The sequence below is a fragment of the Mesorhizobium sp. LSHC420B00 genome, assembly GCF_000503055.1.
In the GTDB taxonomy this organism is placed as follows: domain Bacteria; phylum Pseudomonadota; class Alphaproteobacteria; order Rhizobiales; family Rhizobiaceae; genus Mesorhizobium.
In genome coordinates this window covers 140407-161577 of the sequence record NZ_AYVY01000001.1, presented here as the reverse complement: position 1 = coordinate 161577, position 21171 = coordinate 140407, and the positions used below count along the sequence as shown (strand labels likewise).

Sequence of the window (21171 nt, the reverse complement as noted above, 5' to 3'; positions counted from 1 at the left end):
GACATGCTCCGCAGCGAGATCATCGACGATGCGGCGGGCCTCGAAGCCCTCGGGCCACACTGGTGGGAACTCTGGTCGCGCAGTCCCTCGGCGACGCCGTTCCAGTCTCCCGCATGGCTGGTGCCGTGGTGGCGGACATTCGCTCCTGGTGAGCTTGCGACGGTCGCCGTCTGGAGTGGCGATGACCTGGTCGGCCTGGCGCCACTCTATCTGGAACACCGGGAAGCTGGCGCGCGATTGCTTCCGCTTGGGATTTCGTTGAGCGACTATCTGGACCTCCTTTGTCTTCCCGAGATCGCCGAACCGGTCGGCGCCGTCATCGCCGGCTCGGTTCTTTCCATCGGCTGGTCACAGTGGATCTTGCCGGATCTGCCGACCGACGGTGCCGGCCTCGCCATCTGCCATGCCGCGCTCGAAACAAGCCAGGCTGTCAGCCACGCTGCTTGCCCGGTGCTTTCCCTCATGGGCGATGAGACGCTTCTCACCTGTGTTCCGGCGCGGCGACGGCGCCAATTGCGCCGCGCCCATAGAGCCGCTTCGAGACGTGGCCGGGTCTCCATCGAGCCCGTTTTGTCCGATCCGCAGACATTCCTCGATCATTTGATCCGCCTTCACCGCGCGCGCTGGGCCGGACACGGCGACGGCGTCCTGTCCGACAGCCGGGTGGAAGAATTCCATCGTCAGGCGCTGCCGCAGCTGGTTGCTCAGGCACTTGCCCGATGCTGGCTTGTCGCTATCGGTGGCGCGATCGTGGGCGCTTATTACGGGTTTCATCATCGAGGCCGCGCTTACGCTTACCTCGGTGGCTTCGATCCGGCCTATGCGGAGGAAAGTCCCGGCGCGCTGCTCATCGGCCAGGCGATAAGCCAGGCGATCTGCGAAGGCGCGGAAGACTTCGATTTTCTGCGCGGGCAAGAGGCCTACAAATACAGCTGGGGCGCCGTCGACCGGTGGACGCTGCGCAAGATCTGGACGCGGAGCAAAGGGCGGTGAACGCGACCCGATCGAGATCTCGGCGGGCGACATCAGCAACACAGGTGCTGGAGGAGTGCATGGCAGATGGTGCCGGCGCCGAAGCCGTCATCGCCAGGCTGGCTCTCCGTTTCGAGACAGGAATCGACGCCGTAGAACTGGCGACGATTGCGCAAAATATGCACTCGGCCGACCCGCGAAAGACGGCGAAACTACAGCGGATTGCCGGCCTGCTTCAGCGCAGGCCCGAGATCTTCGCCACGCTGCGCAAAACAGGTGCTGCGGTTCGGCACGAACGCGGGGAGGACGAGACCGACGATGCGGTGGTCAAGCGGCTGGCGGCAGGATTTGACGCGGCGGCGGCGATCTCCCCGGCGGCGAGCGTCCAGCTGTCGTCGCTGGGCAATGAGGAAAAGCTCTCGGCCGCGACGGCTGAGATCGTCGCATGGCTGGAGAGGCGAGGCTTTACCGGCACTGACCGCGACATACTGGACATCGGCTGTGGCATCGGTCGGTTCGAACAGGCGCTCTCCGCTCTATCGCACCGGATCGTCGGCATCGACATATCCGTGGCGATGATCTCGATCGCCCGGCGGCGATGCGCCGGGCTCGGCAATGTAGAATTCCGCCCTACCCGCGGTTTCGATCTTGCCGATTTTCGCGATGCCAGCCTCGATCGCGTGCTGGCCGTCGACAGCTTTCCCTATCTGGTGCTGGCCGGCCTCGCGGAACGGCACTTCATGGAAATCGCCCGCGTGCTGAAGAGGCCGGGCATCGCTGTGCTTTTGAATTATTCCTATCGCGGACAGCCGGCGCTGGATCGCGCCGACGTTCGTAACTTCGCCAATGCAAATGGCATGCAAGTCCTCGTCGACGGGGAAAAGCCGTTCCGGCACTGGGACGGCGATGCCTTCCTGCTTACGATTTCCGGCGGAACATTGCGGCCCAACGCTGGTTCGGATGCCGAACGGGAAAAGCCGCTCGACAGTATGAAGGAGGACAAGATGGCGTCCGGCAGCAAGAAGCACATCGGCCGCGGCAGTCACGGCAAAGGCGCTGGCGCTGGCGCGATGACCGATCTTCCCAAGGACAAGATCGGAGAGAACGCCGTTCTGTCCAACAGAGACAAGAAGCAGCACACCAAGGAGCGTGGGCTCGACGGCAATCGGGTCAAGTCCGAGCAGTACCAGGATCATTCAGCGGATCGGCGGCCTGAAAACTGATCGTTGCGGCGGCATGTGGCTTGCAGCCGGCGAGCAATTGAAACGCAGCGAGAGCCCAACTGCTGACCAAGCTGTGCAAGGACCGAAGCCGGTCGCATGGAATAGCCTGCAAATTCTTGCAAACTCGCACTGTTGCCACCAGAGTGAGGTGAAGGGACCAACATTTGCCAAGAGAACGCGATGTCTCGCTCAAGGGAAGATTCCGTCAGCACGCGTGCCGATCTGACGATAGACCGGGAAATCGCTTCTTTGCTTGCGGCCATCGAACAGGAAAGGGTTCCTGACCGGCTGACCAAACTTGCGATCGAATTGCAGCACGCGCTTGTGGAAAGACGATTGCGCCAAACCAGCAACTAACGTCACATGTATATTAGCGGCGCCTCTCGGCTTCGAAGTCCAGTTGTCCTTCGGACAGGTAGCTGCGCCTTTCCATCAGCGTTTGCGAGGAACTTTCGCCAAGGTATTCCAGCACGCCGGCGCGTGCCCTGTTGAGCCGGCTTTTCACCGTTCCGACTGCGCAACCGCATATTTCGGCCGTTTCCTCATAGCTGACGCCCAGCACGCCTATCAGCATCAGAACCTCGCGCTGGTGCTCGGGAAGGCTCTGGATGGCCTGGTGGACTTCCTTGCCCTGTACCGACCATTCCTGCGTCGCTTCCGAGATCGGCCGCAGCGAAGCGCAGTCGAGCAGGCCTGGCGCTTCCCTCACCGCGGCTCTGACACGCGTGTAGTAGGTGTTGCGCATGATGGTGAACAGCCATGACTTCATGCGCGTTCCAGCTTCGAACTTGTCGATGTTGGCCAGTCCCTTGGTCAGCGTCTCCTGGACCAGGTCGTCGGCATCATCGGGAGTGCGGCAGAAGGTGCGGGCGAAAGCCCTTAAAGCGGGTATGAGGTGGACGATGGAAACTTCTTCGGTTTCGCGGGTCGCGAAGGCGTAGGCTGTGGGTGGCAATGGTCCAGCTCCCGTCCAGAATGAGTTCGTGAGCGCAGACCAGTTAAATGCATTGGGCGAAAGATCGTTCCGGTTGGCGAAAATCACCTGGCTCCAGAAACCGGAGGGGCTTGGCTGGGCGATCCAGCCGACGGCGATATTTTTGACGGAACAACCACCGGTGTCGCGGAGTTCGAATCGAGGTCTGCGAAAATCCGGGGCGCCGCTACTGGCGCGAGCCTTGGCCGCCACCTCAAGGACAGCCCGCCACCTCAAAAACAGGAGGAATCCATGACAGGAAACAAGCACGTTAAAGGCAAAACGCCGGCCGATAGCGACCTCGCCAACGATCCCGGCATCGGCAGTTCCAAGGGTACGATCAAGGAGGGCGACCGGCTCGATCAGGGCGACAACACGTTCGAAGGTGATGTCGAGAACGACACCACGCCCCAAGGCGGTATCAATCCCCGGCAGAAGATGCGGACCAACAAATAATGGCACGACCGGCCGCCGCACGATCGAACAAACCCGCTGCAACCCGTGCAGCAATCCCGCGTTAAAGAGCATCGGCCTCTGTCCGTCCCGAGCGTTGATGCGACAGGCTCTTTCGCGGAGACACAGATGACAAAAAAATCGTTTGGCCGCCCCGTTCCAATTCTCGTCGGCCTTGGTTTCCCTCGCCATGTCGAAAATGTCTGGCAGGCCTATGACGTCTTGAACGAATGGCCGAGCCGCGGCCCGGCGCACAAGGCGGCGTTCGACGCCTGTCGCGCCGGGCTGGCTGACGAGGTCGATACCCAGACGGTGCGCGCGGCGTTCGAAGCATTCGCCCGCAAGGCGGGCATTCTGGCGCACGATATGACGACCGAAACACCAGCACGCATTACAACACCTGCGAAGGCTCACGACGTTTGGCTAAAACGCCCATCGGACGGCCCTCCAGACCCTGGAGAAACCCAGCTTACTTGAAGCGGCCAGCTTGCTTGAACCGGGAGGAATACGGTGCTGAGAATAGAGTTCGATACTCCTGTTTGCATCTATTTCGGCAAGCCTGGGCGATCGCGATTGGTCAGTTCCGTTTTCGAAGCATTATATTGCCTGAAAAGCGAGAAATGGCCGGCGCGCAACGCGCCGCTGTCGCTGATGGCGGCAGATTTATTGAATCGCGCCCGGACCGGTGAAATCACGGCCGCCAAAGCCCGCCAAGCATTTGTCGACGCCGCTTGGGAGGCGAACATTCTTGTCGAGGGCGAGCCGCATGATGCGCATGCCCCGACAGCCTTCATGTCCGACATCGAGTGAGCCGGCAGGCTGCCTCCCGGCAGTTCCGTCCAGCGCCAGCTTATCACGAATGGCTGGCGTTCTCGGCCTTTTTCTCGCGCTGCTGCCTGAGGACCTCGTCGGTTCCGACGAGCTTCTTCGATCCGCCGGGGATCGCGGTGGAGACGACCGACGGCGGGTCGCTCGCCGGGAAAGAATCCTCCAGACCAGCCTGCAACTGGTCTTCCAGCGTCTGCGGCTCTTCAGAGCGGCCGGGAGTCCTTCGAGTATCTACGTTCTCCAGCGGCTGTGTCATATCCGGTGACGACTTGACGTCTCGAATCCAGCCATAGAGCTGTTCGATGGCAAATTCCTTCATCGTGTCGAAATCGGCTTTCTCGTCACGCGATGCTTCGATTTGGTCGACCATGGTCTTCTCGAAACGTTCGAGGCTATCGCTTCCGCAGGCCCGGCAGAGACGCACCAGCGCCTCGCGCAGTATGAGGGGCGCAAAGTGCGCCGTTGCCTCAAGCCTGAGCTGCTGCAAACGCTCTGGGGTGGCGGCTTGGAACTTCGACATGTTCGACCTCTCGCCTTGTGGAGCATGTCAACGAAAATTGTCGATGGATGTTCCATAAGGGCGGCCGCCGGTGCATCGCTCGATCCTCAGCGGTGTGCGCCACCACCGAGTGCCATGCGGACACCGAGGCCGACAACGAGGCAGCCTGCCACGCGGCGCTGCCAGAGCCTTACCTTCGGTCGTTTCATAATCCAGGCCCCGAAGGTGCCGGACGCGAGCGCATATGTGCCTAGCACCAGCACACCGGTCATTTTCTGTGTGCCACCGAGCAGCAGCAATTGCAGCGTGACCGATCCGCGAGCAGGATCGACGAACTGCGGAAGGAATGCCACCATCAAGGTTATCGGCCAGGGATTTATCAGATTGGCGATCATTCCTTCACGCGCGGCCGCAAGCGGTCCGACATTGCGCGGCTCGTCGACGGCGACGCTATCCGACCGTAATAATACCATACGCGATCCAAGCCAAACCAGATAGGCTGCGCCCGCCCAGCGAAGCATCGCAAAGGCAAGGGGCGATGCCTGGAGCAGTGACGATATGCCGAGGGCAAGGAGCGGCAACTGGACCATTCCGGCGCCGAGGGTCATGCCCAGAACGGTGAACAGGGCAACGTCCCGGCCCTGTCCGACGCCACGCGCCATCACCAGCAGACTGTCAGGCCCTGGCGGCATCTGCATCAGGATGACCGTCCCGCCAAAAGCCGCCCATGACGCGAGATCCATGCCGCTACTTCGACCCGGTTTCGTAAGACGGCTTCCCGCCACCCTTCAACCGGCCGGCATCTCGCATCATCTTGAGCGCTTCGTCCCTGGTCAGGCCGCACCTGCGGGCAAAGAAATTGATCTGATAGACCTGCTCGGTCGAGAGGCAATCTTTGGCTTGCACTCTTCGCTTGTGTTTGCGTCCACTCATACACGCTGGATCCGGTATAACTTAGCCTTCCCAACTCACATCGGGCCAGCCGGTTCCCCACGGCTTCGTCGCTTCCGCTGGTTTTCAGGCGCCGTCGGGCCGGCCGACCTTGTCCTTGAGTTCGTTCAGGAATGCGAGCAGCGCGTCCTCCGGATCGTCGGCATCCTCGGTCAGCATATCGATGCCCCAGCGTCCGAGGACGGCCTCCTGGACGATGCTTGGCTGCGGCATGAAGATGAAGGATTTTGGCCGATTCTTCTCATAACCGGACCGGCGCCAGGTCTGCCAAAGCCTGTGCAGCAGCAGACGGATGTTCATATCGGACATGCTGTAGCCGATGAACAGGATGGTACGCCCGAGCGCGTCGGCGCGAAACTTCACGTCGAGCGCCGAATCGAACGAAAGCCGGTCGAAATAGTCGGTCTCCGCCAGGACTAGGGATTTGTCGTCGTCGAAATCGCCGTGGAATTTGATGATCTGGGTGACCTCGCCTGTTGTCTTGGGCAAGTCCTTTGCATTGGCCACTTTCACAAAGGGCCGGCCATGGATCTCGAAGGCAACCTCGAGGTTGCGATCATAATTGGTGGTGTAGATGATCGGAAAATCGAGCGACACGATAAGCTTGTGGATCGCCGAGCCCCGCACTTTTTCCCGCGATACGCTCCATTCGCGATCCATCCAGCTGCGCAAAGGGCCGAGGCTCCCCTGCTTCAGCCGGTAATATTCGGCAAGGGCCTGATAGTTGGCCTCCGGTGCGCCGATCATGTCCTCGTCGAGGCCGAGCTCGTTTTGCATGTGCTCGATGAGCTTTTGCCAGGACGGCAAGCCGACGCTCATCGACACTCCGGCTCCAACGAACAAGATCGCTCGTCGCTCTTTCACCGATTGAGCCAGTTGCTCGACTGCAGACAGCATCCGACACAACTGCGAACAGCGCCCTCCGTTCCGGCCGAGCCCGGACCACCGCGGGAATAAGTCCAATTTGCGGTTGAATGAGAACGCCAGGATCAACTATCCCGAGCGCCGGCCGCCGAGTTTGGCCGACGGAATCCGACATTTATTTCATTCCATTTGGCACTTCTGCGCCTCTCGCGCGTTGGGAGTGTTCAACAAAGACGGCGCAGCTAATGGATCGCCATCGGATTGTCTCAGTAGCATTATGTCTGTTCCTGCTTACAATCGGCGCCGTCCAGCAAAAGGCTTGGGCTCAAGCACCTTGCCCGGCCGACCATGACAAATTGCTGGCCGCCCTCAAGGCCAACGTCAAAGCCAGCGGCGGCCCCGGCAATGGCGGCTTCGATACCAATGAATGGGCGGCAATCGTGGCTCGCGACGGAACTGTCTGCGCCGTCGCCTTCAGCGGGCCTACCGCCGACGCCCAGTGGCCCGGCAGCCGACTGATCGCCGCCGAAAAAGCCAATACGGCCAACGGGCTCAGCCTCGCGCAGATGGCTTTGTCCACCGCGAACCTCTACGCGCCGGTGCAGCCCGGCGGTCCTCTATTCGGCCTCCTGGCCACCAATCCGGTCAATCAGGCGGCAGCCTATGCGGGCGATCCTTCTACGTATGGAAGCTCCAGCGATCCATTGCTGGGAAAGCCCATCGGCGGTGTCGTCGTGTTTGGCGGTGGCCTGGCTCTCTACGACGGCAAGGGGATCGTCGGGGCCCTCGGGATAAGCGGCGATTCCTCTTGTGCCGACCACAATGTCGCCTGGCGGGTGCGGGCCGCACTCGGGCTGGACAAGGTACCGGCCGGCGTCAACCCAAACCGCAAGGACGCTATCATTTTCGACCTCGATCCCGGCGGCAAGAGCGCTTCCGGCTGGGGCCATCCATTGTGTGCCGGAACCGAGGCGGACGTAGCCGCAGAGCTTGGCGCCGGTGTCGGCGGGTCGATACGCTAATGAGGCAAGTGCGACAGGTGGCAGCGAAAACCAGTGTGTCAGCCAAAAGGGGAGAAAGGCCAATGGCTGCGATGCTGGGATGGACGCTGCTGGCAGGCTTCGCGCTAGTTACCACGGCGGTTGCTCAGTCAACGTCAAGCTTTGCGATAAATCCGCCGTCCGCGGCTGCTCCGCCCGACGACGGCCAGTGGGCGATGCCGGCAAAGAACTACGCCTCGACCCGCTACAGCGAACTTGCGGAAATCACCGAGGACAACGTCAAGAACCTGCAGGTGGCCTTCACATTCTCCACTGGCGTCAACAAGGGCCAGGAGGCTGCGCCCCTGGTCGTCGGCAACACGATGTACATCGTGACGCCGTTTCCCAACATCCTCTACGCGCTTGACCTTACCAAGCCCGGCGCGCCGATGAAGTGGAAATTCGAGCCCAATCCCGAGCCTGCGGCGCAGGGCGTTGCCTGTTGCGACGTGGTCAACCGCGGTGCGGTCTTCTTCGACGGGCGCATCTATTTCAACACGCTCGACGGCCATACCATCGCCGTTGATGCAGCCACCGGCAAACCGGTCTGGAACACCCATATCGGCAACATCAATATCGGCGAGACCATCACCATGGCGCCGCTGGTGGTCAAGGGCAAGGTGCTGGTCGGCAATTCCGGCGGCGAAATGGGCGTGCGCGGCTGGATCAAGGCGCTCGACGCCGGCGACGGGCACGTCGTCTGGACGGCCTACAACACCGGCCCGGACGCCGAGGTGCTGATCGGCCCCGATTTCAAGCCGCATTACGACATGGACAAGGGCAAGGATCTCGGCGTGACGTCATGGCCGCCCGATGCGTGGAAGATCGGCGGCGGCAATGTGTGGGGCTGGATCTCCTATGATCCGGATCTGAACCTTATCTTCCACGGCACCGGAAATCCCGGCCCGTGGAATCCGGATCTGAGGCCCGGCGACAACAAATGGACCGCCGGCATCTTTGCCCGCGATCCCGACACCGGCGCAGCCAAATGGTTCTATCAATGGACCCCGCACGACCTCCACGATTACGACGGCATCAACGAGCAGGTGCTGCTCGACATGACTTGGCAGGGCAAGCTCCGCAAGGTCCTGGTCCGACCGGAACGCAACGGCTATGTCTATTTGCTGGACCGCACGACGGGGGAGGTATTGTCGGCGGTGCCGTTCGGGCCTGTCAATTCCAGCAAGGGCGTCGACCTCAAGACCGGCCGGCTGATTGTAAATCCCGACAAAAAAACCGGCACCGGTAAGGTCGTGCGCGACATCTGCCCCACCGCATCCGGGCTAAAGGACTGGCAGCCTTCGGCGTTCTCGCCAAAGACCGGCCTGCTCTACATTCCGCACAATAACATGTGCATGGACGAAGAAGGCGTCGAGGTGAATTACATCGCCGGGACGCCCTATGTCGGCATGAACGTGCGCATGATTCCGGGGCCGGGCGGCAATCGCGGCGCTTTCACCGCCTGGGATGTCGCCGCCGCCAAGCCGGCGTGGAGCCTGAAGGAGAACTTTCCGGTGTGGAGCGGCGCCGTCGCCACCGCCGGCAATGTCGTGTTCTATGGCACGATGGAAGGCTGGTTCAAGGCGGTCAGCGCCAGGACCGGCGCGCTGCTTTGGCAGTTCAAGACGTCGTCCGGCATCATCGGCCAGCCGATCACCTATCGCGGCCCAGACGGGCACCAATATGTCGCGGTCCTTTCGGGCGTTGGTGGCTGGGCTGGGGCGATCGTATCCGGCGATCTCGACCCGCGCGACGCCACCGCCGCGCTGGGCTTCGTTAACGTCATGAAGGATCTGAAGGATGTAACCACGCCGGGAGGTACGCTGTATGTATTTCGGCTGCCTTGAGACGATCGGCCGAGTTGCGCGGCCACGGAGAACGCGACCGCGGCGGCTTGCCGCCGCGGTCGGTGCACTGGCGCTCTCGCTTGTTGCCCCCCTTGCCGATGCGCGCGAATTGAGAATCTGCGCCGATCCCAACAACATGCCGTTCTCCAATGCCGCCAGGGAGGGCTTTGAAAACAAGATTGCCGAACTCGTCGCCGAGGAGCTTGGTGCGACTGTTTCCTACACATGGTGGGCACAGCGGCGCGGCTTTGTGCGCAACACGCTGAAAGCCGGCCTGTGCGATCTGGTGCCCGGCACACCCGCCAATCTCGAAATGCTGCGCACCACCGCGCCCTACTACCGGTCTTCCTACGTCTTCGTGACACGAAAGGATGCGCCGGAAATCACGTCCTTCAACGATCCTCGCCTGCGCGATCTGCACATCGGCGTCCAGCTGATCGGCGACGACGGCGCCAACTCGCCACCCGTCCAGGCGCTCGGGCGCCGCGGCATCGTCGGCCATCTCATCGGCTTCCCGGTCTATGGCGACTATTCCGCGCCGAACCCGCCAGCGCGCATCATCGAGGCGGTGGCGAATGGCGACATCGATGTTGCCGTCGTCTGGGGACCGTTGGCCGGCTACTTCGCCGCCAGGCAAAAAGCTCCGTTACGAATTACGTCGGTTGCGCCGCGTATCGACGGTCCGCTGCTGCCGATGATCTACGACATCTCGATGGCCGTGCGCCGCGACGACGATGCACTGCGCGGTGAGGTAGACGCAGCTATTGCCAAACACCGCGCCGAGATCGATACGATCCTGGCGGAATATGGCGTGCCTCGCCTCGACGGCGCCGGGGCGGCAGTGCGATGAACCGCGGCCTTCCATGCTTGCTGTCGGCGATGCTCGTCCTTGCCGCTTGCCAGCGCGAGGAACGCGACACGCGTCCACAGTCGGTGCTCGGCTCGGGCGACCAACCGGCGGCCGTGACGGCCCTCGAGCCGGGCGGCCAACGGCCGGCCTCGTCCGACAACAAGGCCGGCGTGTTCGAGGCCAACGCCTTCCACCTCAGCGAGGGCAAGCGTCTGTTCAACTGGTTCAACTGTTCCGGCTGCCATGCCAATGGCGGCGGCGGCATGGGCCCGGCCCTCATGGACCAGAAGTGGCTCTATGGCAGCTCGATCGAAAGCATCCACGCCACGATCAGGGACGGCCGGCCGAACGGCATGCCGAGCTTCCGCGACAAGATCCCTGACGACCAGATCTGGGAGCTTGCCGCCTTCGTCCGCGCGCTGAGCGGCAACGCGCCAAAGTCCGCTGCGCCGAGCCGCGACGACGACATGATGCCCCATCCATCCGAAAATCGCCTGCCGGACGCCGCGACGCTGGGGAAGTCGCCGTGAACCGCCTTCTTTGCAGGGTGTGCTGCAGCACAGCCTGCATGCTGCTCCTTGCAGGATGCAGCGGCTGGCAATCCGCGCTCGACCCGAAAGGCCCGGCCGCGGGCGAGCTTGCATGGCTGATCTGGTTCTTCACCGCGCTGTGCACGGCGGTCTGGCTTCTGGTGATGGCCGTGCTGATTACGCCATTGGCCCGGCGCCCGGCGCCGCTCGGCGATCTGCTTGTCCTCGACGCTGCCGCCGAGCGCAGCAAGATGCGAATTGTCGTCGCCGCACTCGCCGCTACCGCCCTGATCCTGGTCGGCCTGACGCTGCTGAGCTACTTCGCTAACCGGACGCTCGCCGCCATCGGCTCGGATGCGGCGCTGACGATCCGGGTGACCGGGCATCAATGGTGGTGGGAGGTGCGCTACGAAAACGATCAGCCGAACCGCATCCTGACGACCGCCAATGAAATCCACATCCCGGCGGGGGAGCCGGTGCGGCTTGTCGTGACCTCGACCGACGTCATCCATTCCTTCTGGGTGCCGAACCTCTCGGGCAAGCTGGACCTCATTCCAGGCCACGAGAACGTTCTCGATCTGAAGGCGGACAAGCCCGGCGTCTATCGCGGCCAGTGCGCGGAGTTCTGCGGCGCGCAGCATGCCAATATGAGCACCTTCATCGTCGCCGAACCCCGGCCCGTCTTCGACGCGTGGCTGAACGATCAGCTGCGGCCGGCGGTCGCTCCTGCCTCTGGCGAGGCAAAAGCCGGCCATGACCTATTCCTCAAACGGCCTTGCGTGATGTGCCACAAGATCGGCGGCACCATCGCCGGCGGTACGGTCGCTCCCGACCTTACACATATCGCAAGCCGGCAGACGCTCGCTGCCGGAACGCTGGCGATGAGCCGCGGCAATCTCGCAGCCTGGATAGCCGATCCGCAAGGGATCAAGCCAGGTGCCCACATGCCCGTGGTGGGACTAAACGGGGACGAGCTGAATGCGATCGTAGCCTATCTCGAGGGCCTGAAATGAGCAGCGCCGACCTAGCCCATGAGCGTGACCTCGCCCAGCAACGCGCCGCAGCACAAAAGGGTGACCTAGCTCCCGAGCACGACGGTCCTCGCGATACCGGCCTCGACGACGCCAGCCTTGACCGCTGGCTGGCGCGGACATGGCAGACGGCACCGGGCATCATCGGTGCGCTCTCGAGCGTCGACCACAAAATTGTCGCGCGGCGCTACCTGATCACCGCCTTCTTCTTCCTGTGCCTCGGTGGCCTCAGCGCCGTTGCCATGCGCATCCAACTGTCGGGGCCGGAGCGCGGGCTGATCGGGCCCGACCGCTACAACCAGCTGTTCACCATGCATGGCGTAACCATGATGTTCTTGTTTGCAGTGCCGATCGTTCAGGCGACTGGCATCTACCTCGTGCCGCTGATGGTCGGCACCCGCAACATCGCCTTTCCGCGCCTCAATGCATTCAGCTTCTGGATTTATCTCTCCGGTGGCCTCTTCGCCTGGGTGTCGTTTGCACTCGACATGGCGCCCGACGTCGGCTGGTTCTCCTATGTGCCGCTGTCCGGCCCTGAATTCGGGCCAGGCAAGCGTTCCGACGTGTGGGCGCAGATGATCACCTATACCGAAGTGTCATCGTTGGCGGTCGCGGTTGCCACCATCGTCACCGTGCTGAAGCAACGCGCGCCGGGCATGTCGCTGGACAAGATTCCGCTCTACGTCTGGGCGATGCTGGTCACCTCCTTCGTGATCGTGTTCGCCATGCCGGCGGTCATGATCACGTCGACGTTCCTGATCCTCGACCGGCTGGTCGGCACCCATATCTTCAATCCCGCCGAGGGTGGCGACGTACTGCTCTTCCAGCACCTGTTCTGGTTCTTCGGCCACCCCGAAGTCTACATCATTTTCCTGCCGGCCACCGGCATGGTGTCCTCGGTCATCGCCGCTTTCGCCCGGCGTCCGGTATTCGGCTATCTGGGCATGGTTCTGTCGCTGATTTCGGTCGGCTTTCTGTCGTTCGGCCTGTGGGTCCACCACATGTTCGCAACCGGCCTGCCGAAGCTCGGCGCGAGCTTCTTCACCGCGTCGAGCATGCTGATCGCCATCCCGAACGGGCTGCAGATCTTCTGCTGGCTGGCGACATTGTGGGACGGAAAGCCGATAGTCAGGACGCCGCTGCTGTTCGTGTTCGGCTTCTTCTTCACCTTCGTCGCGGGCGGCCTGACCGGCGTGATGCTGGCCTCGGTCCCATTGGACCTGCAAGTGCACGACACCTATTTCGTGGTCGCGCATTTCCATTACGTGCTGATCGGCGGGTCGGTGTTCCCGCTGCTCGGCGCGACCTATTTCTGGTTCCCCAAGATCACCGGCCGGATAATGAACGAGCGTCTCGGACGCTGGCACTTCTGGCTTGCCTTCATAGGCTTCAATGCGGCGTTCTTTCCGATGCACATTGTCGGGCTGTGGGGCATGCCGCGCCGGGTCTACACCTATCCGGCGGAGCTCGGCTGGGGCAACATCAACCTGTTCATCACAGCCGGCGCGGTCGTCCTGTTCCTGAGCTTCGTGCTGTTTACCATAAACCTGGTTCACAGCGCCTTGAGGGGTGCGCCGGCCGGGGACAATCCCTGGAATGCGGGCACTCTGGAATGGGCGACAATGTCTCCGCCGCCTAACTACAATTTCGCCCATATTCCGGTGGTTACACATGCCGAGCCGCTGTGGGCCGAACGCGATACGCTGCCGGTGGCGACTGGGCTTCGTGTCGACGTGCGCGAACTTGTTATTTCGACCGTGGCAGAGGCGCATCCCGATGTGCGCGAGAAGTCGGCGACGCCATCGATCTGGCCGTTATTCGCCGCCCTCGCCGTCGGCGCCACCTTTCTCTATTCGATCTTCAGCCCGTGGGCGGTGGTCTGGGGAGCCGGGCCGATCGCCATCACCTTGATCGGCTGGTTCTGGCCGAAAGGCGATCCGGAGGACGAGGAATGAAACAGCGCCCGGCCGCGGATCTTTCCGAACTCCCGACCTTCGGGCTCGGACCGCGCAGCCCGACCTGGTGGGGCACCCTCGCCTTCATGGCGCTTGAGGGCACTGGTTTCGCGCTCGCCGCAGGCGCCTATCTCTACCTTGCCTACCTGTCCCCCGAATGGCCGCTCGGCGTGCCGCCGCCCAACCATTGGCCGGGCACCATCGTCATGCTGTTGCTGCTCGCCAGCGTGGTGCCCAACCACATACTGAACCGCTACGCCGAAGCCTGTGCCATGGTGCCGGTGCGCATCGGCCTGCTGGTGATGGCGCTGCTCGGCATCGCACCGCTTGTCGTGCGCTGGTTCGAATTTCCGGCCCTCAACATTTATTGGGATACCAATGCGTATGGCTCGATGCTGTGGGTGCTGCTCGGCCTCCACACCACACATCTGATCACCGATGTCGGCGACACGCTGGTGCTGACGGTTCTGATGTTCACGCGCCATGGCTATAGCGGCCGGCGTTTCGGGGATGTGGGCGACAACGTCTTCTACTGGGATTTCGTGGTCGCGACCTGGATCCCGATCTATCTGTTTATTTACTGGACGCCGAGGCTGGGTTGAGATGCGTGCGGTTCGGTACGGAACTTCCTGGGGTGGGCTGTTGTCGGGGCCATTGGCCTGGGCGGTATCGACGCAACTGAACTACGCGGTTGTCGAGTGGCAGTGCGCTCACAGGATTGCGATCATCCCCGTCATTGCGTTGGTGTTGGCGGTGCTGGCCTTGCTCGGCGGCGCGCTTTCGTGGCGGGCGCGACAGCAAGGCGGCGCCGCCTTCAAACCGGAGCGTACGCGCGGCACCGAAGATTTCGTCGCCAATGTCAGTATTCTAAGCGCGGTGCTGTTTACGCTGGTAATCGTCATGCAGGGCGCTGCCTCGCTCATTCTTGACGGCTGCATACGATGAGCTTCGAGGCGCTCTTCTCGACCTCCATCTGCTACGGTGCCGGCGCCCCTCAGGCCGGTTGGACGCTGGCGCTGCCAATTACGCTGCCGTTGGCAGCGATCGCACTGCTTTACACCGCTGGAGCCGCTCGGTTGTGGCGGCGGAGTGCTCGCAGCCGCCCGTTGCGGCTGTGGCAAGCCCTGCTGTTCGCGGCCGGCTGGGTCATTCTGGCAGCAGCGCTGGTCAATCCGCTCCATGCATTGGGTGAGCGCGTTTTCACCGCCCATATGATCGAACATGAGCTGCTGATGGCGGTGGCGGCGCCCTTGCTGGTCGCCTCCTGTCCGGCCGCGGCGATGATGTGGGCATTGCCGATCAAGCTGCGGCAGGCGCTGGGCACAGCCGGGCACGCCAAGATGCTGCGAGCGGTTTGGGTCGCCGTCAGCCGCCCTGCAGCCGCCACCGTCCTGCACGGCGTCGCGATATGGGCGTGGCACGTTCCGGCCCTGTTCGAGGCTGCGCTTGGACAGGGTGCCCTGCACTATGCGCAACATGCCAGCTTCCTCGGTAGCGGCCTGCTGTTCTGGTGGGTGCTGCTGCCGCGCCCCGGCCGCGAACAAGCCTATGGCAGCGCGGTCATGCACCTTTTCTTCACCTCGCTGCACACCGGCCTGCTCGGAGTGCTGCTGCTGGTCTCGCCAAGGCTGTGGTACCCGGAAAACGCCGCCGGCGCAGAATTGTGGAGCCTTAGTCCGCTCGAGGACCAGCAACTCGCCGGTTTGGTGATGTGGGTTCCGGCCGGCCTGATCTATGGCGGCGCGGCGTTGCTGCTGGCCGGCCTGTGGATCCGCTCGAGCAGCCGAAAGGAGGCGCCGCATGCGCTTCACGCTGTCTAAAGCCATAATCGGCGCTGCGGTAATTGTCGTGCTCGTTGCAGCCCTGGCCGGGATTGCGTTGTACTTCGAGCAAAGCCGTCGGGTCGAGCAGAAGGCCGACAATGCGACCGGCGGTGTCGGCGCCCGCGCCATACCGATCATGATGGCCAATGGCTGCGCCGGTTGCCACACCATCACCGGCGTTCCCGGAGCGCAAGGGCTGGTCGGCCCGCGCCTCGACGCCAGCTTGGCCAACCGGGTTTACGTCGGCGGCGTCTTGTACAACAAGCCGGAAAACTTGATCCGCTGGATCCGTGCGGCAAGGGAGATCAGCCCGCATACGGCAATGCCTTCGACCAGAATTTCCGAGCAGGAGGCGCGGGACGTGGCTGCCTACCTCTATTCGCTCAAATGAAAGTCATTGCTCGCCGCGTCGCGACCACAGGCCACGACCGGGATCATAAGCGGCCGCCGCGGCGAGGAAGAACACGACGAGGCAGGCCAGAACTACTTGGCATGAGACCGGCTCGAAGCGCAGATAGAGCGCGAAGCGGATCAGCTCGACTGCATGGCTGAACGGATTCAGCGCTGCGACCGTCGCAAGCACCGGACCAGCCTCGGCAAGTCGCCACAGTGGATAGAGCGCGGTCGAGGCGAAGAACATCGGAAAGATGACGAAGTTCATCACCCCGGCGAAATTCTCCATCTGGGCCGATACTGACGAGACGAGCAGGCCGAAGGCGCCAAGCATCAGCCCGGACAGCACCAGCGCCGGCAGAACCGCGAGATAGCCGAGCATCGGTGGCCGCACGTCCCAGTAGCGCGCGATCAGCAAGAACAGGTACACGAGCGGCAGGCCGACGACCACACTGGCGAGCAGGCGAGCGCCGAGCAGATACCAGCGCGGCAGCGGCGCGGTCAGCAACAGACGCATGCTGCCCATTTCGCGGTCATAGACCATTGCCAGCGAACTGGCCATGGCGTGGAACAGCAGCATCATCGCGGCCAGCCCGGGCACCACATAGACTTCATACAGCACATAAGTCTGGTAAGGCGGCGTGATCGACAGGCCGAGCACGGAGCGGAAGCCGGCGGCGAAGATGGCCAGCCATACCAATGGCCGGGCAATCGCCGAGATCAGGCGGCCGCGCTGGCGCAGCGTGCGAAGCAGTTCTCGCTGCAAGATGCCGATGAGCGCCCGCAGCGCATGACGGGTTATCATGCCGACTCCGTCAAGCGAGCGAACGCGTCTGCCATGCTGCCGACGCCGAGTTCGGCGGTAATGCGATCGGCGCGGCCTGCCCATCGCACCCGGCCGCCGTGAAGCACGACAACATCATCTTCGGCAGTCACCTCCTCAAGGAAATGCGTCGCCCACAATACCGCAATGCCGCGTTCGCGGCATAAGCCGCGAACATGCTGCGCCAGTGCCCGGCGCCCGGGCACGTCCAGTCCGGTGGTCGGCTCGTCGAGCAGGAGAAGGCGCGGCTGGTGCATGAGCGCACGGGCGATCTCGACACGCCGCCGCTGGCCGCCCGACAATGAGCGGATGGGATCGCCGAGCCTGTCGAGGACTTCGAGGCGGCCGAGTTCCTCGCGTGTTCGGACCTTGGTAACGTCGGCGGCAAGACCATGCAGGGCGGCGTGATAGCGTAGGTTCTCGCCCGCCGTGAGATCGAGATCGAGCGTCTGCTGCTGGAAGACGACGCCCATCTGGGCGAGCGCGGTCGCAGGGTCGGTGCGCATGGCGTGTCCGAACACTTGCACCGAGCCAGAACGAGCGTGATAGAGACCGGTAATCAGCGAGAACAAGGTGGTCTTGCCGGCGCCGTTGCGACCAAGCAGGATGCACATCCTGCCCTGCTCGACCGAGAAGGAGATAGCGTCGAGCACCCGCCGGTCCTTGAAACTGTGCCCCAGATTGTCGAGCGACAGCGCTTTCATGGCCCAACCACGACGCCCCACGGACCGCGCCCGACCGGCAGCGATTTGACCACCTCTTCATTCTCAAGGTCGATGACCGAGATATCGCCGGAATTGCCGTTGGCGCTGAATAGGCGTCTCTGATCGTCTGCCAGCGCGACGTGCCATGGCCGCTGGCCGACAAGATAAAGGCGGCGCACCGCCAGCGTGGCCGTGTCAATCTCGGCGATCCGGTTTGCGGGACCCAGCGCGACATACGCAGTGCCGCCGTCACGCGACATCTCGATGCCGACGGCCTGGACGCCTTCGCGGCGAATACCCGGCACCTCAAACTGGACCTTGCCGGTTTCAGCCCGTGTTAAGGTGTCGAAGACCGTCACCGTGCCGCGGATCTCGGAAGAGACCCAAAGCCGCTTTGCGTCCGGGGAGAACGCCGCGGCGCGCGGTCGCGTGTCGACCAGCAAATTATCCACGAGATCGAGCGTGCCGGCGTCGATGAGATGCAGCATGCTCGTCGTCTCCGAGGTGCAGGCGACGTAACGGCCGTCCGCGCTGACCGCCATTCCCTCGGGCTCGACACCGACATCGACGTTGCCGATGACCTTGGCCGAGGCGATTTCCACTACCGAGACCAGATTGTCGTTCTCATTGGCCACAAACAGCCGCTTGCCGTCGGGATGCACGACGAAGAATTCCGGATCGGCTCCCGAAGGCAGTTGGCCGACCACTCGTCTCTTGGCAAGGTCGACGACATCGATGCGATTGTCGTCGCCGACAGCGACAAAGAGGGTCTTCTTGTCAATGGAAAGCGCCAGTCCGCGCGGCCGCCGTCCGACGTCGATCGTTGCCGAGAGGCTCATACTTGCCCCGTCGACGACGGCAACCGCATTGTCCTGTTCGTTCGACACGTAGACGGTTTCGGCAGCAACAGGACCGACCGAGATAAGCACGGACACCACCAGGAGGATTGCGGTCAAAAGCGGCATGCGCTCTCCTCGAGATCGATGCCAAGCGTGTCGAGCGGCGTCCGCTGATGCAGGAAGCCGGGCTGCGGCGAGGCGGAGACCAGCAGGCGAGGCCCAGCAATCAGGATCGGCTGCCGCAGTTGCCCGTCCCATGGACGAAAACTGAGCCCTTGGCCTTTGAAACCGGGGAGAAGAAAATCGTCGCCGCGCATGTAGCCGGCGATGGCTGACGGATCGACGCTGCGCAGCCGCGTCGCGGCCTCGCCGACGCTGCGCACGGCGAGCCAGGCGGCATAGTCGCTCGGCGTCATCCATCGCCCCGCCTGCTTCCGGAAGCGGTCCTGCAACTGCGTCGCTCCCCATTCCTCGGTGACGGCGCTCCAACCGGCCGCAACCAGCCCTTGCGTGCCGGCGACCGGTCGCGGCAGTGCCGTGCGGTCATCGAGATAGGCGCCGAATTCGTCAGCCTCGTCGGCGACGACCAATACATCGTAATCGGCGACCTGCGTGGCGGCCGGTATTTCTGACTGCAGCGTGACATGGCCGGTATCAGCGCGTCCGTTCGCCGGACGGAACGTCCATGGCTGGTCGACGGTGATTTCGGCCCCGAAACGTTGCGCCGCGCGGCGAAAAGCGGCGGCCATCGCCTGGTCGGCAGAATGCGTGCCGACAAGCAGGAACCAGCGCTGCCAGCGCTTCCACACCAGGTACTGCGCCAGGCCGTCGGCGAGCATGGCGCGGCTTGGAATGGTGTGTAGCAGGTTCTTCCTGCAGTCCTGCTGGCGCAGCGCATCGTCGGTAGCGCGGCTGTTGAACAGCAGCATCTTCTCGGCGCCAGGCGCCGCAAGCGCCTGCGTGAGCGGCACAGCGTCAAGATCGGCGACGACAAACGCAAGGCCGGCGCCAGCGAACTGGCCTATCGCGTCCGATGCCGTCTCGGCGGGCTTCAGCACTCGCTCCTCCAGCCGGAAATGCTGGCCGAGAAAGCGCCCAGTCGTATTGTCGTCGGCGATGCCAAGACGTGCGCCTTGCAGCCCGTCATCTGTCGCGAACTGGTCCAGCGGACCCAACTGTAAGGGCGGCTTGCGCGACTGGCCGAGATAGCCGATTACCACCGTCTGAGGCTCGGCAAGACCGGGAGCAGCGACGAAAAGCAACAGGGCAAGAACAGCAAGCGCCAGCCTCATTCCGCTGCAGCTCCCTCTCCCGCAGTGACTGACCGAGGCGGAGTTGGATTAATTCCCCGCCATTGAAAAGGTTCCACTCTGGATATTCACGGCCTTGTGGTGACGGCTGGTCAGATCTGGATCGGCCTCACCTTGACTGTTCCTTCCAGCCGCCGAGTGAGAACGAGGGTAGCCCCGGACTCTTGATCGAGATCATGTGCGGCCGATACGGCGAAAGGCAAAGGGCGGGATGAGGTCTCCGCCGGTCCTCGCATCGGACGGCGGAAGCGTCTCCTCGAGCAGCATCGCCATCCGGGCATGGAGGGGCGACCTGACGCATACGGGATCGGCCGCCGCAGCATCGCCGGCCAGCGCCAGCGCCTGGCAACGGCAGCCGCCCCAGTCGACATCACGGCGCTCGCAGCTGCGGCAGGGTTCCAGCATCCAGTCCGTCCCACGGAAGGCGTTGAATGCCGGCGAGTCCCGCCAAATGTCGGCCAGCGGCCGAGAGCCGAAGCGCTCGAATCGCAGCGATGGAATGGTCATCGCAGCATGACAGGGCAGCACCAAGCCGTCCGGTGCGATGACGAAAGCATCGCGCCCCCAGCCGCCCATGCAGGGCTTGGGATAGGTCGCAAAATGATCCGCCACCACGAAATCGATCTCCAGCACGCCGACAAGACGTGCCCGTGCGGCCTCCACGGTCGCGACCTGATGCTCTATCGAGGCGCCGTCGGGCAGCAGATAGCGACGATTGAGCAACGCCCAGCCGGCATATTGCACGTTGGCAATCTCCAGCCGCTCGGCGCCGAGCGAGAGCGCCAGGTCGATGTAATCGGGAATTTCCGCGATGTTGTGCCGATGGATCGGCGCATTGATCGTCAGCGCCAGTCCGAGGGCCCGCGCATGTCTGGCGGCAGCGAGCTTTTGCGCGTGGGCGCCGGAATGGCGTCCGATCCGCGCGGTGGTTTCGGCATTGGCACCCTGGAAGCTCACCTGAACATGGTCTAGCCCCGCGCTGGCAAGTGCTTCCAGACGGATGCCGGCAAGGCCGACGCCGGCCGTGATGAGGTTGGTGTAGACACCGGTTTGCGACAGCGTTGACACGAATTGTTCGAGGTCCCGGCGCAGCGTCGGCTCGCCGCCCGAAAGATGCACTTGAAGAACGCCCATAGCCGCCACTTGCTCGAACACGTCGAGCCAGCGTTCCGTCTCCATTTCACGGTCGGCTTTCAGCAAATCAATGGGATTGGAGCAGTAAGGGCACTGCAGAGGGCAGCGATGCGTCAGCTCAGCCAGCAT

General features: G+C 63.1%; 25 protein-coding genes and 1 pseudogene. 16 read left to right on the top strand and 10 right to left on the bottom strand.

Going from position 1 to position 21171, the window contains the following annotated elements:
• The first annotated feature begins 3 nt into the window (after positions 1-3).
• The 3 genes and pseudogenes from X760_RS41515 to X760_RS77720 all read left to right on the top strand — a co-directional run bounded on the left by X760_RS41515 (position 4) and on the right by X760_RS77720 (position 2195).
• Complete coding sequence (locus X760_RS41515; protein ID WP_031193309.1) at positions 4-993, top strand: GNAT family N-acetyltransferase; 990 nt, start codon at positions 4-6, stop codon at positions 991-993.
• Positions 994-1052: 59 nt separating this feature from the next.
• A pseudogene (locus tag X760_RS77725) lies at positions 1053-1757 on the top strand (class I SAM-dependent methyltransferase); the annotation flags it as partial.
• 219 nt (positions 1758-1976) lie between these two features.
• The gene (locus X760_RS77720; RefSeq protein WP_023717099.1) at positions 1977-2195 is read left to right on the top strand and encodes a hypothetical protein; all 219 of its coding nucleotides are present in this window, start codon (positions 1977-1979) and stop codon (positions 2193-2195) included.
• A 370-nt stretch (positions 2196-2565) separates the two neighbouring features.
• Here X760_RS77720 and X760_RS41505 read toward each other — a convergent pair whose 3' ends face one another.
• Positions 2566-3150 carry a sigma-70 family RNA polymerase sigma factor gene (locus X760_RS41505; protein WP_036244131.1) on the bottom strand — a complete coding sequence of 195 codons (585 nt, stop codon included), beginning with the start codon at positions 3148-3150 and terminating at the stop codon, positions 2566-2568.
• Positions 3151-3420: 270 nt separating this feature from the next.
• On the opposite strand from X760_RS41505, the gene X760_RS77715 reads away from it, so the two are divergent.
• From X760_RS77715 to X760_RS41495, 3 genes are all read left to right on the top strand, one after another.
• Complete coding sequence (locus tag X760_RS77715; protein WP_023716611.1) at positions 3421-3624, top strand: hypothetical protein; 204 nt, start codon at positions 3421-3423, stop codon at positions 3622-3624.
• A gap of 126 nt (positions 3625-3750) precedes the next feature.
• Positions 3751-4098, top strand: a complete 348-nt coding sequence (locus tag X760_RS0136850) for a DUF982 domain-containing protein (protein ID WP_023716610.1) — start codon at positions 3751-3753, stop codon at positions 4096-4098.
• Positions 4099-4131: 33 nt separating this feature from the next.
• Entirely contained in the window at positions 4132-4431 is a 300-nt protein-coding gene (locus tag X760_RS41495) for a DUF982 domain-containing protein (protein ID WP_084642356.1), read from the top strand.
• Positions 4432-4474: 43 nt separating this feature from the next.
• Here the strand turns inward: X760_RS41495 and X760_RS41490 are convergent, their stop codons facing one another.
• The 4 genes from X760_RS41490 to X760_RS41480 form a co-directional block, all read right to left on the bottom strand.
• Positions 4475-4969, bottom strand: coding sequence for a hypothetical protein (locus tag X760_RS41490; protein WP_023716608.1), 495 nt, complete (start codon positions 4967-4969; stop codon positions 4475-4477).
• An 86-nt stretch (positions 4970-5055) separates the two neighbouring features.
• The gene (locus tag X760_RS41485; RefSeq protein ID WP_023716607.1) at positions 5056-5691 is read right to left on the bottom strand and encodes a LysE family translocator; all 636 of its coding nucleotides are present in this window, start codon (positions 5689-5691) and stop codon (positions 5056-5058) included.
• Positions 5692-5695: 4 nt separating this feature from the next.
• Positions 5696-5854 (bottom strand): hypothetical protein, encoded by a 159-nt coding sequence (locus X760_RS76110; protein WP_245278486.1) that lies wholly within the window; start codon positions 5852-5854, stop codon positions 5696-5698.
• A gap of 111 nt (positions 5855-5965) precedes the next feature.
• Positions 5966-6718, bottom strand: a complete 753-nt coding sequence (locus X760_RS41480; RefSeq protein WP_348633196.1) for an SIR2 family protein — start codon at positions 6716-6718, stop codon at positions 5966-5968.
• 290 nt (positions 6719-7008) lie between these two features.
• Between X760_RS41480 and X760_RS41475 the strand changes: the two genes are divergently transcribed.
• From X760_RS41475 to X760_RS41430, 10 genes are all read left to right on the top strand, one after another.
• The gene (locus X760_RS41475) at positions 7009-7785 is read left to right on the top strand and encodes a heme-binding protein (RefSeq protein WP_023716604.1); all 777 of its coding nucleotides are present in this window, start codon (positions 7009-7011) and stop codon (positions 7783-7785) included.
• A gap of 62 nt (positions 7786-7847) precedes the next feature.
• Entirely contained in the window at positions 7848-9650 is a 1803-nt protein-coding gene (locus tag X760_RS41470) for a methanol/ethanol family PQQ-dependent dehydrogenase (RefSeq protein WP_280940404.1), read from the top strand.
• On the top strand, positions 9631-10500 hold the full coding sequence (locus tag X760_RS41465) for a substrate-binding domain-containing protein (RefSeq protein ID WP_023716602.1): 870 nt from the start codon (positions 9631-9633) through the stop codon (positions 10498-10500). The genes X760_RS41470 and X760_RS41465 overlap by 20 nt, the downstream gene beginning before the upstream one ends.
• Positions 10497-11030 (top strand): c-type cytochrome, encoded by a 534-nt coding sequence (locus X760_RS41460; RefSeq protein WP_023716601.1) that lies wholly within the window; start codon positions 10497-10499, stop codon positions 11028-11030. Before X760_RS41465 ends, X760_RS41460 begins: the two co-directional genes overlap by 4 nt.
• A gap of 38 nt (positions 11031-11068) precedes the next feature.
• Positions 11069-12043: a cytochrome c oxidase subunit II gene (coxB, locus tag X760_RS41455; protein WP_031193303.1), complete on the top strand. Its 975-nt coding sequence runs from the start codon at positions 11069-11071 to the stop codon at positions 12041-12043.
• Positions 12040-14016 (top strand): cytochrome c oxidase subunit I, encoded by a 1977-nt coding sequence (gene ctaD / locus X760_RS41450; RefSeq protein ID WP_023716599.1) that lies wholly within the window; start codon positions 12040-12042, stop codon positions 14014-14016. Before coxB ends, ctaD begins: the two co-directional genes overlap by 4 nt.
• Positions 14013-14618, top strand: coding sequence for a cytochrome c oxidase subunit 3 (locus X760_RS41445; protein WP_023716598.1), 606 nt, complete (start codon positions 14013-14015; stop codon positions 14616-14618). Before ctaD ends, X760_RS41445 begins: the two co-directional genes overlap by 4 nt.
• 1 nt (position 14619) lies before the next feature.
• Positions 14620-14961 carry a hypothetical protein gene (locus X760_RS41440; RefSeq protein ID WP_023716597.1) on the top strand — a complete coding sequence of 114 codons (342 nt, stop codon included), beginning with the start codon at positions 14620-14622 and terminating at the stop codon, positions 14959-14961.
• Positions 14958-15836, top strand: a complete 879-nt coding sequence (locus X760_RS41435; RefSeq protein ID WP_023716596.1) for a cytochrome c oxidase assembly protein — start codon at positions 14958-14960, stop codon at positions 15834-15836. The genes X760_RS41440 and X760_RS41435 overlap by 4 nt, the downstream gene beginning before the upstream one ends.
• On the top strand, positions 15817-16230 hold the full coding sequence (locus tag X760_RS41430) for a cytochrome c (RefSeq protein WP_023716595.1): 414 nt from the start codon (positions 15817-15819) through the stop codon (positions 16228-16230). The genes X760_RS41435 and X760_RS41430 overlap by 20 nt, the downstream gene beginning before the upstream one ends.
• Positions 16231-16233: 3 nt before the next feature.
• Here X760_RS41430 and X760_RS41425 read toward each other — a convergent pair whose 3' ends face one another.
• From X760_RS41425 to pqqE, 5 genes are all read right to left on the bottom strand, one after another.
• Entirely contained in the window at positions 16234-17037 is an 804-nt protein-coding gene (locus X760_RS41425; RefSeq protein ID WP_023716594.1) for an ABC transporter permease, read from the bottom strand.
• Complete coding sequence (locus X760_RS41420) at positions 17034-17759, bottom strand: ATP-binding cassette domain-containing protein (RefSeq protein ID WP_023716593.1); 726 nt, start codon at positions 17757-17759, stop codon at positions 17034-17036. Before X760_RS41420 ends, X760_RS41425 begins: the two co-directional genes overlap by 4 nt.
• Entirely contained in the window at positions 17756-18724 is a 969-nt protein-coding gene (locus X760_RS41415) for a PQQ-dependent catabolism-associated beta-propeller protein (protein WP_023716592.1), read from the bottom strand. Before X760_RS41415 ends, X760_RS41420 begins: the two co-directional genes overlap by 4 nt.
• A complete protein-coding gene (locus X760_RS41410; RefSeq protein ID WP_023716591.1) occupies positions 18712-19890 on the bottom strand; it encodes an ABC transporter substrate-binding protein in 1179 nt (392 codons plus the stop codon). The genes X760_RS41415 and X760_RS41410 overlap by 13 nt, the downstream gene beginning before the upstream one ends.
• A 192-nt stretch (positions 19891-20082) precedes the next feature.
• On the bottom strand, positions 20083-21171 hold the full coding sequence (gene pqqE / locus X760_RS41405; RefSeq protein ID WP_348633200.1) for a pyrroloquinoline quinone biosynthesis protein PqqE: 1089 nt from the start codon (positions 21169-21171) through the stop codon (positions 20083-20085).

Coding starts and splice junctions, on each gene's coding strand:
- X760_RS41445 (WP_023716598.1), top strand. CDS start 14,013: ATGAAACAGCGCCCGGCCGCGGATCTTTCCGAACTCCCGACCTTCGGG.
- X760_RS41490 (WP_023716608.1), bottom strand. CDS start 4,969: ATGTCGAAGTTCCAAGCCGCCACCCCAGAGCGTTTGCAGCAGCTCAGG.
- X760_RS41410 (WP_023716591.1), bottom strand. CDS start 19,890: ATGAGGCTGGCGCTTGCTGTTCTTGCCCTGTTGCTTTTCGTCGCTGCT.
- X760_RS41425 (WP_023716594.1), bottom strand. CDS start 17,037: ATGATAACCCGTCATGCGCTGCGGGCGCTCATCGGCATCTTGCAGCGA.
- X760_RS41475 (WP_023716604.1), top strand. CDS start 7,009: ATGGATCGCCATCGGATTGTCTCAGTAGCATTATGTCTGTTCCTGCTT.
- X760_RS41420 (WP_023716593.1), bottom strand. CDS start 17,759: ATGAAAGCGCTGTCGCTCGACAATCTGGGGCACAGTTTCAAGGACCGG.
- X760_RS41430 (WP_023716595.1), top strand. CDS start 15,817: ATGCGCTTCACGCTGTCTAAAGCCATAATCGGCGCTGCGGTAATTGTC.
- X760_RS41470 (WP_280940404.1), top strand. CDS start 7,848: ATGGCTGCGATGCTGGGATGGACGCTGCTGGCAGGCTTCGCGCTAGTT.
- X760_RS0136850 (WP_023716610.1), top strand. CDS start 3,751: ATGACAAAAAAATCGTTTGGCCGCCCCGTTCCAATTCTCGTCGGCCTT.
- X760_RS41415 (WP_023716592.1), bottom strand. CDS start 18,724: ATGCCGCTTTTGACCGCAATCCTCCTGGTGGTGTCCGTGCTTATCTCG.
- X760_RS77715 (WP_023716611.1), top strand. CDS start 3,421: ATGACAGGAAACAAGCACGTTAAAGGCAAAACGCCGGCCGATAGCGAC.
- coxB (WP_031193303.1), top strand. CDS start 11,069: ATGCTGCTCCTTGCAGGATGCAGCGGCTGGCAATCCGCGCTCGACCCG.
- X760_RS41480 (WP_348633196.1), bottom strand. CDS start 6,718: ATGAGCGTCGGCTTGCCGTCCTGGCAAAAGCTCATCGAGCACATGCAA.
- X760_RS77720 (WP_023717099.1), top strand. CDS start 1,977: ATGGCGTCCGGCAGCAAGAAGCACATCGGCCGCGGCAGTCACGGCAAA.
- X760_RS41435 (WP_023716596.1), top strand. CDS start 14,958: ATGAGCTTCGAGGCGCTCTTCTCGACCTCCATCTGCTACGGTGCCGGC.
- X760_RS41440 (WP_023716597.1), top strand. CDS start 14,620: ATGCGTGCGGTTCGGTACGGAACTTCCTGGGGTGGGCTGTTGTCGGGG.
- X760_RS41460 (WP_023716601.1), top strand. CDS start 10,497: ATGAACCGCGGCCTTCCATGCTTGCTGTCGGCGATGCTCGTCCTTGCC.
- ctaD (WP_023716599.1), top strand. CDS start 12,040: ATGAGCAGCGCCGACCTAGCCCATGAGCGTGACCTCGCCCAGCAACGC.
- X760_RS41485 (WP_023716607.1), bottom strand. CDS start 5,691: ATGGATCTCGCGTCATGGGCGGCTTTTGGCGGGACGGTCATCCTGATG.
- pqqE (WP_348633200.1), bottom strand. CDS start 21,171: ATGCTGGCTGAGCTGACGCATCGCTGCCCTCTGCAGTGCCCTTACTGC.
- X760_RS41515 (WP_031193309.1), top strand. CDS start 4: ATGCTCCGCAGCGAGATCATCGACGATGCGGCGGGCCTCGAAGCCCTC.
- X760_RS41465 (WP_023716602.1), top strand. CDS start 9,631: ATGTATTTCGGCTGCCTTGAGACGATCGGCCGAGTTGCGCGGCCACGG.